Source organism: Kribbella sindirgiensis, assembly GCF_004331435.1.
Lineage (GTDB): Bacteria > Actinomycetota > Actinomycetes > Propionibacteriales > Kribbellaceae > Kribbella > Kribbella sindirgiensis.
The window spans coordinates 118,970-127,827 of the sequence record NZ_SJKA01000021.1 but is presented as its reverse complement, the minus strand read 5'-3'; the positions used below and the strand labels follow the sequence as shown (position 1 = coordinate 127,827).

At 69.2% G+C, this 8,858-nt stretch carries 10 protein-coding genes and 1 riboswitch; of the genes, 1 reads left to right on the top strand and 9 read right to left on the bottom strand.

Features of this window, described 5'->3' with window-relative positions; all coding sequences use genetic code 11:
• Positions 1-208 precede the first annotated feature (208 nt).
• The 6 genes from E0H50_RS37185 to E0H50_RS37160 form a co-directional block, all read right to left on the bottom strand.
• Positions 209-1,225, bottom strand: a complete 1,017-nt coding sequence (locus tag E0H50_RS37185; RefSeq protein WP_131295781.1) for a zinc-dependent alcohol dehydrogenase family protein — start codon at positions 1,223-1,225, stop codon at positions 209-211.
• Positions 1,226-1,238: 13 nt separating this feature from the next.
• Positions 1,239-1,514: a ubiquitin-like small modifier protein 1 gene (locus E0H50_RS37180; RefSeq protein WP_130383007.1), complete on the bottom strand. Its 276-nt coding sequence runs from the start codon at positions 1,512-1,514 to the stop codon at positions 1,239-1,241.
• Positions 1,511-2,773 (bottom strand): threonine synthase, encoded by a 1,263-nt coding sequence (gene thrC, locus E0H50_RS37175; protein WP_131295780.1) that lies wholly within the window; start codon positions 2,771-2,773, stop codon positions 1,511-1,513. Before thrC ends, E0H50_RS37180 begins: the two co-directional genes overlap by 4 nt.
• A gap of 13 nt (positions 2,774-2,786) precedes the next feature.
• A riboswitch (SAM riboswitch) is annotated at positions 2,787-2,930 on the bottom strand.
• 65 nt (positions 2,931-2,995) lie between these two features.
• Positions 2,996-3,961 (bottom strand): helix-turn-helix domain-containing protein, encoded by a 966-nt coding sequence (locus E0H50_RS37170; RefSeq protein WP_131295779.1) that lies wholly within the window; start codon positions 3,959-3,961, stop codon positions 2,996-2,998.
• Positions 3,962-4,116: 155 nt separating this feature from the next.
• The gene (locus tag E0H50_RS37165; RefSeq protein WP_131295778.1) at positions 4,117-5,355 is read right to left on the bottom strand and encodes a cation:proton antiporter; all 1,239 of its coding nucleotides are present in this window, start codon (positions 5,353-5,355) and stop codon (positions 4,117-4,119) included.
• A 22-nt stretch (positions 5,356-5,377) separates the two neighbouring features.
• Complete coding sequence (locus E0H50_RS37160; RefSeq protein ID WP_238151614.1) at positions 5,378-6,325, bottom strand: DNA-3-methyladenine glycosylase family protein; 948 nt, start codon at positions 6,323-6,325, stop codon at positions 5,378-5,380.
• 438 nt (positions 6,326-6,763) lie between these two features.
• Here E0H50_RS37160 and E0H50_RS44105 point away from each other — a divergent pair, with 438 nt between their 5' ends.
• The gene (locus tag E0H50_RS44105; RefSeq protein ID WP_238151613.1) at positions 6,764-7,054 is read left to right on the top strand and encodes a hypothetical protein; all 291 of its coding nucleotides are present in this window, start codon (positions 6,764-6,766) and stop codon (positions 7,052-7,054) included.
• Here E0H50_RS44105 and otsB read toward each other — a convergent pair.
• The 3 genes from otsB to E0H50_RS37140 are packed head-to-tail and all read right to left on the bottom strand — an operon-like array spanning position 7,020 to position 8,820.
• Positions 7,020-7,853 carry a trehalose-phosphatase gene (gene otsB / locus E0H50_RS37150; RefSeq protein ID WP_131295775.1) on the bottom strand — a complete coding sequence of 278 codons (834 nt, stop codon included), beginning with the start codon at positions 7,851-7,853 and terminating at the stop codon, positions 7,020-7,022. The two genes, E0H50_RS44105 and otsB, sit on opposite strands and share 35 nt — an antisense overlap.
• A complete protein-coding gene (locus tag E0H50_RS37145; RefSeq protein WP_131295774.1) occupies positions 7,850-8,509 on the bottom strand; it encodes a LytR C-terminal domain-containing protein in 660 nt (219 codons plus the stop codon). The genes otsB and E0H50_RS37145 overlap by 4 nt, the downstream gene beginning before the upstream one ends.
• A gap of 2 nt (positions 8,510-8,511) precedes the next feature.
• Positions 8,512-8,820: a DUF3263 domain-containing protein gene (locus E0H50_RS37140; protein WP_130443900.1), complete on the bottom strand. Its 309-nt coding sequence runs from the start codon at positions 8,818-8,820 to the stop codon at positions 8,512-8,514.
• Positions 8,821-8,858 lie beyond the last annotated feature (38 nt).

The following is an 8,858-nucleotide window of genomic DNA, read 5'->3' as shown; positions in this document are numbered from 1 at the left end:
ACCCCGCAAACGCCTCGGCTACCACACCCCCCGCGAAATGTTCGCTAGCCTCCTCATCCAAGACCTAGACCGCGTTGCGACCACCCCCTGAATCTGCCGAGGGTAGAGCTCCCCACACGCGCCCCCACCCCGTGCGCCCACCCCGTGCGCCTGGCCAGCGCGGGCACCTGCTGTGGACATATGTGTCGCGCACTTCCAGAGCGGCACGCTAGGGGGTGATGACGGTCACGCCGGCAGGGGTTGCGGTGGTGAGGGCTGCCAGGGCGGCTGGAGTTTCTTCGAGGGTGATGGTGCGGGTGATGAGTTGCTGGGGGTTGAGGTTGCCGTTGGCAACTAGGTCCAGCATCTCGGGGTAGGCGTGGGCGGGCATGCCGTGGCTGCCGAGCCAGGTGAGTTCCTGGCCGATCAGGCGGCCTACATCGAGATTGACGCCGGAGGGGAGCAGGCCGATCTGGACATGACGGCCTCGCGGGCGGAGAGCCTGCAGGGCTTGCTGTACGACGTCGTTGGAGCCGAGCGCATCGATCGTGACGTGGGCGCCGCCCAGTTCATGGATCTGCGCGACAGTGTCGGCGGACGCGTGGATGGTGTGTACGGCGCCGTACTCGCGGGCCAGTGTCAGCGCCTCGGAGTTGGTGTCGATGGCGATTATCTCAGCGCCGAGGGACGACGCGATCATGACCGCTGACAGGCCGACACCACCGCAGCCGAAGACCGCCACGCGTTCGCCGGCGACAACCTTCCCGACCTGGTGGACAGCGCGGAACGAGGTGGCGAAGCGGCAGCCCAGGCCCGCGGCGGTAGCGAAGTTCATGTCGTCGGGCAGCCGCACCAGGTTCACAGCGGCGTACGGCACAGCGACGTACTCGGCGAACGAACCCCAGTAGTTGAACCCCGGCTGCAACTGGTTCGGGCAGACCTGCTGATCACCCGCAAGACACTGCTCACAGGAACCACACGCGCAGATGAACGGTGTCGTGACCCGATCCCCGACCGCCCACCCGGAAACCCCGGCCCCGACCGCGGCGATCGTCCCGGCCAGCTCATGCCCCGGAACATGCGGCAATACGATGTCGGAGTCATGCCCCATCCACCCATGCCAATCACTACGACACAGCCCGGTGGCCTCGACCTTCAAAACCACCGAGCCGTCCGCCACCACAGGCTCCGGCACCTCACGAACCTCAGGCAGTACGCCGTACTCCGACACGACAACAGCTCGCATCAGAGCAGCTTAATCAGCCGCCGGCAACCGCTGGGATGATCGAGACCTGGCCGCCGTCCTTGATCGTGGTCTGCAGGCCGTCGGCGAAGCGTACGTCGTCGTCGTCGACGTACACGTTCACGAACCGGCGCAGCTCGCCCGAGTCGTCCAGGACGCGGCCCTTGATCCCCGGGTACGACGCGTCGAGCGAGTCGAGCACCTCGGTCAGGGTCGCGCCCTCGGCGGACACCTCGGACACGCCCTGGGTGTAGGGCCGCAGGATGGTCGGGACGCGAACGCTCACACTCACTGCAGGCCTGCCTTCACGAAGGCGTCGTACGACGCGGGGATGGTCACCTTGGGGCCGACCCGGTCGGCCACGGCGTCGAGCGTCTTCAGCCCGTCGCCGGAGTTGATGATGACGGTCTCGGCCTCGGGGTCGAGCTGCCCGGTCGCGATCAGCTTCTTCAGCGTCGCGACGGTCACCCCGCCCGCGGTCTCGGCGAAGATGCCCTCGGTCCGGGCCAGCAACTGGATGCCCTCCACGACCTCTTCGTCGCTGACGTCCTCGATCGCACCACCGGTCCGGCGGGCGACGTCCAGGACATACGGCCCGTCCGCCGGGTTACCGATCGCCAGCGACTTCGCGATCGTGTCCGGCTTCACCGGCTTGACCACGTCGTGGCCGTCACGGAACGCCTGCGCGACGGGCGAGCAGCCGGTCGCCTGGGCGCCGTAGATCTTGTAGTCGGTGGCGTCGACGAGACCGAGCTTGCCGAGCTCCGTGAAGCCCTTGTCGATCTTGGTCAGCTGCGAACCGGAGGCGACCGGGATCACGACCTGCTGCGGGATCCGCCAGCCGAGCTGCTCGGCGATCTCGAAGGCGAGGGTCTTGGAGCCTTCGGAGTAGTACGGGCGGACGTTCACGTTCACGAACGCCCAGCCCTCCTCCTCACCGGCGATCTCGGAGGCGAGCTTGTTCACGTCGTCGTAGTTGCCCTCGACGGCGACCAGGGTCCCGCCGTACACAGCGGTCGTGATCACCTTCGGGCGCTCGAGGTCGTGCGGGATGAACACGACCGAGCGGATGCCGGCCCGGGCCGCGGCCGCGGCGACCGCGTTCGCCAGGTTGCCGGTGGAGGGGCAGGCGAAGACCTTCATGCCCAGCTCGCGGGTGGCGCTCAACGCGCTCGCGACCACTCGGTCCTTGAACGAGTGCGTCGGGTTGCCGGAGTCGTCCTTCACCCAGAGCTTCTTCAGCCCGAGCTCGCGGGCCAGGTTCTGCGCGTCGACGAGCCGGGTGTATCCGGGCTCGGTGTTCGGGAAGCTGGCCACATCCACGGGGACGGGCAGCAGCGGCTGGTACCGCCAGATGTTCTTGGGTCCGGCCTCGATCTGCTCACGGGTGATGGTCGGGTACTCGTACCCGACCTCGAGCGGACCGAAGCACTCCATACAGGCGTAGAACGGGCCGAGCGGCGACTTCGCCCCACAGGCGCGACAGCTCAGGTGCGTACCGTTGCCGAAGGCACCTTCACGGATCGTGTGGGTGGCGGCGGTCAGGCTCATGAGTGAGGTTCCCCTCTCATCTTCCCCGCGAACACCGGATCTCGGCGGCGGGACGGATTTGGCACCGTTCCACCGCGAGGCGCCCCGGGCGGGGGCTCGACGGGGAGGGTTGCCGGGACTTCAACGGGCCGTTTCCCTCAGTCCCTCTGGATGAGCTCCCCCGAGATTACCCAATCGGGTCCATATTGTGTCTTGTGATCCCATCATCCGAGACAGGCGATCTCAGCCTCGCTGCCGCTCCCGGAAGGTCCGGCGGTATGCCGACGGCGAGGTGTGCAACTGCTTGCCGAAGTGGTGCCGGAGGGTGACCGGCGTGGCGAAACCGGCCGCCAGCGCGATCTCCTCCACCGGCGCGTCCCCGCTCTCGAGCATCGCCAGCGCCGCCTGCACGCGCTGCGCGATCAGCCACTTGCCCGGCGTCGTCCCGGTCGCCTTGACGAAGTGCCGCAGGTAGGTCCGCGGCGACAACCCAGCCTGGCGGGCCAGATCGGGTACGCCGATGGGCTCGGCGAGATGCTCCAGCGCCCAACCGAGACTGCGGGCGACCGAGGCGTCATCGGGATCCGGCGGGACCGGGGACTCGATGTACTGCGCCTGTCCACCGGCCCGGTACGGCTGGATCACCAGCCTGCGCGCGACCGCGTTCGCCACGGCGGCACCGTGATCCTTGCGGACCAGGTGCATCGCCAGATCCAGCCCGGCCGCGCAGCCGGCGCTCGTCAGCACATCGCCCTCGTCGGTGTACAGCGGCTCCGGATCCACGAGGATCTCCGGAAAACGCTCGCGCAGGAGGTCGGCGTACCGCCAATGGGTGGTCGCGCGGCGGTGATCGAGGAGACCGGCGGCCGCGAGCGCGAACGCACCGGAGCAGATCGACACGATCCGGGAGCCGCGCGCGTGCGCGTGCCGGAGCGCCTCGATCAGACCGGGCGAGGTCTCGGCCCGCGGATCCGCGACGCTCGGTACGACGACCGTGTCGGCGGCGGCGAACTCCTCGAGACCGTGCGGGCTGCTCAGCGTCGCACCGCCGATCACCCGGATCGGGTCGGGCGTCTCGGTGCAGACCTTGAGCTCGTACCAGGGCTGGTCGATGTCCGGCCACACCAGGCCGAACACCTCGATGACGATGCCCGCCTCGAAGGCGGTCATACCGTCGTAAGCGAGCACCGAAACCGTGGACCGAGCCATGTCAAAATCTTAGCGATAGTCGTCGTTCACGCCACTTCTGCGGCGGCGCGCAGGCTCGGACGATGGAGGCATGATCGAGAAGCTGAAGGAGTTCGCCGCCGGAATCCACGCCGCGTCCGCGATCCGCCACGGTGTCGAGCCACCGGCCGCCGCGCTCAGGAACGCCGGTCCTCGAGCATCCGCATCAGCGGCGTCGCGGCAACGCCGTGCACAACCACACTCAGTACGACGGTGAAGCCGACGGTCGCCCACAACCAGGGCAGATCCGTGCGGAAGCCGGCGCCGGCGTACGCCAGATAGAACACGGACCCGACCCCACGAACCCCGAACGCGGCCGTCACCCAGCGTTCGGAGCGGCGCATCGGGGTTCGGGCCAACGAGATCCACGCCGTCACCGGACGAATCACCAGCACCAGCAGCGATCCGAGCGCGGCGCCGGCCCAGGTCAACGGCGCGAGCAGGCCGGCCGTGATCGCCACCCCGAGCAGTAGCAGGATCCCCCAGGTGAGGATGTGCTCGAGCTGCTCGACGAACCCGTGCAGCTCCGCATGGAAGTCGTGACTTCGCTCGACCGCGCGCAGTGTCAGCGCCGCGACGAACACCGCGACGAACCCGTAGCCGTGCAGTACCTGCGCCAGACCGTAGACGCCGAGCGTCATCGCAAGCGCCAGTACGGGCTCGCGAGCGTCAGCCAGCCGGAAGGTACGCGACGGTGCGTCGAACGTCATCTTCCCGAGCAACCAGCCCACGCCGACGCCGACGGCAACGCCGATCACGGTCCGGCCGACCAGGTCCCACGCGAACCACTCGAACGCCCAGCCGCCCACCGCGCCCTTGGTGGCCGCGAACACCGCGGCGTACACGAACGGGAAGGCCAGGCCGTCGTTGAGACCGGCCTCCGAGGTGAGTGCGAAACGAACCTCGTCGTCCTCCTCGGGCTCGGCGCCCTCTCCGGTCGTCGGCCCTTGGACCTGGACATCCGAGGCCAGCACCGGATCGGTCGGGGCCAGGACCGCACCCAGCAGCAGAGCGGTTGCGGGAGCCAACCCGAGCAGCCATCCGACGCCGGCGATCGCGGCGATACAGGCCGGCATCGCCACCAGCAGGAGACGCCACGTCACCGTCCATCGGCGCCATCCGATCGGCCGGTCGATCGCCAGCCCGACACCCATCAACGCGACCAGGATCGTCAGCTCGGCCAGGTGCTTCGTGAGGCCGGGTTCGGCGATCGGGCTCAACCGGTGGTGGTCGACCGCGAAACCCAGCAGCAGCCCGGCGCCGAGGAACGCGATCGGCGCGGAGACGGCGTACCGGCGGAGCAGCCGGGGCAGGACGGCACCGAGCAGCAGCGCCAGGCCCGCCACGAGATACAGGCCGTCCCCGTTGATTGTCATGGTGGTGGACCAGTGCCCAGGGCTACCTCAAGCGATGCGTTGCGCCCGGGGTGTGGGTGGGGAGGGACTTGCGGGGGCCGAAGCGGGGGTGGCCTACGCCGGCCAGCTCGATCAGGCGCTGGACGCGGAAGCGGTGGCCGCGGTACGGCTCGATCAGCTCGGCGCAGCCGTCGTCGTCCAGTTCCTCGCCGATCAGCGCGTACGACACGTTCCGCGACACGTGGTAATCCGCGAACGAGAACGCGTCCGCGTCCCCGTGCGCCCGCTGCCGTACCTCGGCCGCCGTCCACACCCCGACCCCGGGCAGCGATCGCAGCCGCCGCTCGATCTCGGCGCCGTCGGTCAGCTCGAGTGTCCGCTCCAGGGCGCGGGCCCGCGTCGCCGCCGTGACGACCACCCGCGATCGCCGCCCCTCGACCCCCGCGCGCAGCCACTGCCACGACGGGATCTGCCGCCATTCCTCGGGCGCCGGCGGCACCATCATGACCCGGTTGCCCTGCTGATGAGGCCCCGGCGCGGGCTCGCCGTACTCACGCAGCAGCAGCCGCCACGCCCGGAACGCCTCCTTGCCGGTCACCACCTGCTCGATCCCGGCCGCCGCCATCGCCTCGAACACGGCCCGCGTCCGCGGCACACGCACGTGCGGGAACCGCCGCGCCGCATCCACCAGCACCCGATGCTCCGGCAACGGCTCGAACCCGTCCCAGCTGTCCCGCTCCCCCAGCAATTCCGGCACCCCGTCGAGCGCCCACTCCGCCCCCGGCCCCCAAGCCTCCGCCTCGACGAACCCGGCGTACGGCGTCAACCGCAACAACACCGCCCCGTCCGGAGTCCGCGTGGCCCGCCACACAGTCCGCCGCCCCGCCTCGAACACATACGCCGGATCCCCCGGCCCCTTCCGCAACCCCCCGATCACCGAATGCGGATCCACCACCCGCCCAGCCCGCCAAACCCGCACCACCGAACTCACCCACCCAGTCTGACCCACGCCGCCGACAGATCGACAGGACGTAGGTGTGTACGCATACGCCTCGGCCCGCCTGAGCGAACGGTCGCTCCCGTTCTCGCCCCGTAGGTCGGTCGCTACCCGTCGAACAGACGATGGGTTATCCCTTCGTGTTGGGGGTTCTCTACTGGTACACGAGGGGAGAACCCCCCACAGCAGGGGATATCCGGGTCTGTGATGTCCTAAGAATTGAGACATCAGGACATCGGCTTGATACTGAGCGGTATGACCGCCTGGCAGTGGGTGAAGTTGGTTGGGAACTTTCTCAATCTGACTACTGTGGCTGGGCTGTTGGTCGGGGTGGTTGGGCGGGCGCGGTTCAGTCGGGGGCCTCGGGGGTTGTTCTTTGCTAATGGGTACAAGCTCGGGTTTCCGGTGGCGGGGGCGTTCACGATCGGGAATGTGGTGCTGAGCAAGCACGAGCGGTCCTACTTCGACAACCCGGCGCTGGTGCGGCACGAGGAGCGGCATTCGTGGCAGTACTTCTGTCTGATCGGGCTACCGATGCTCCCGCTGTACGTCGTGGCCGTGGTGGTCTCGTTCCTGCTCACCGGTGATCCGGCGTCGCGGAACCCGTTCGAGCGGCTCGCGGACCTGAAGGAAGGCGGGTACGTGGAGCGGCCGATCCAGCCGATCGGGAAGACCGTGACGCAGGCGTTCAGCGTGCTGAAATCGCGTCCGAAAGGGCCGTGAGGACGGTCACCACGCCGCTCGGGTCGTCGACGACGATGTCCGCGGCCTCGATCAGCTCGGTCGCGTTCGAGGAGCGGGTGGCGAGCAGTACGCCGCGCAGCCCGTTGTCACGCTGCGCCTGGATCGCCCGGTACGCCGCCAGGTCGCCCAGGTCGTCACCGGCGTACAGGATCGACCGCGCGCCGGTCGACTCGATCAGCCGGCGGAGCGCGACGCCCTTGTCGATACCGGGCGGCCGCAGCTCGAGTACGAGGTTGCCCGGCTCCAGCCGCAGCCCGGTCTCCTGAGCCAGCGCAGTCAAGGGGGCCCGTAGCAGTTCCAGCGCCCCGGCCGGATCCTCCAGCCGACGGGTGTGCACCGCCAGCGAGCTGTCCTTGTCCTCCACGAACGCATCCGGTACGCCGACCTCGCGCAGCAGCCCCGGCAACCGGTCCCGAGCCTTCGTGACGCCCTCCGGAACCGGCTCGCTCGTCACCTTGCCGGTCGCGGCGTCCCAGCGCTCCAGCCCGTAGTGCCCGAGTACGACGAGACTCCCGAGCCCCGGGTGTCCGCTCACCCCGGAAAGCTCGGTGGCGACCAGTGCAGGCCGCCCGGTGACGATCGCGACCTGGTTCACGGACCGAGCGAGCCGGGCCAGCGCGTCCAGGGCGCCTTCAACCGGGCGGGACCGGGCCGGGTCCTCGACCAGCGGCGAGAGTACGCCGTCGAAGTCGGTCGAGATCACCGCGGTCGACGGGTCGGAGACGATGGCTTCCCAGCCCTCCCGTCCCGCATTGGTCTGAATGACCGGAATGCTCATCCGCTGTAGTCCGAGGTCAGGATCACGGTCAGGCGATCCTTCTTCATGTTGTCCAAAGCGCCCTTGGTGCGGCCGATGCCGAGGTCGTGGGCGAGCTGGTTGGCGGCGTCGAGCATGCCCGGTGGGTAGTAGACCGTGCTCTCGGCGATCTTGCCGTGCCAGTTGTCCGGCGACCCGGACACGGTCCAGCCGGCCTGCCGGGCGCGGCTCGCGACGGTGTCGGCGAGACCCTTGCGCGAGGTGTTGTTGTAGACCTCGATCGCCGGGCGTTCCTCGGCCGGGATCGTCACCGGCTGCGTCGGCTTCGGCGGCTGGGTGGTCTGAGTCGGCTGCGTGGTCTCAGTCGGCGCGGTCGACGGCGGTTTGGTGCTCTCCGGAGGAGGCGGCGGCGCGCTGGTCTCCTCGGTCGTCGGCTTCGTCGACGGTTTCGGCACACTCGCCCCGACGGTGGACGGGCCCGAGGAGGGTTTCGCCGACGGCTTCGGCGAGACGCCGGCCGGCTCGTCGGCCTTGCTGTCGTCCCCCCGCGTCCCGAACAGCACCAGCAGCCCGGCCACGATCGCCACCACGGCAGCCACGGCGACGAGCGAAGACAGCACCTGCCCCTGCTCGCCCCGCGGACGTGGGGCAGCGAGGCGTGCCCGAAGGCGGGACATGGTCAGACCTCGATGCCCAGTCGGCGAGCGGAGCGGGCGCGCTGGCGGGCCGCGCGGAGGCGGCGCAGGCGCTTGACCAGCAGCGGGTCGTGCGCGAGGGCCTCGGGGCGGTCGATGAGCGCGTTCAGGACCTGGTAGTACCGGGTCGCCGACATCTGGAACTGGTCCCGGATCGCCTGTTCCTTGGCGCCGGCGTACTTCCACCAGTGCCGCTCGAAGGCGAGGATCTGTCCGTCCCTCTCAGAGAGCCCGGCAACAGCAGGCGGCGCAGCTTCGGCGGGGCCGGAAGAGCTGGCGTTGGCGCTGTCCATGTGCAGCTGACTCCTGTGCGGTCGGTGATCGTCCGTCC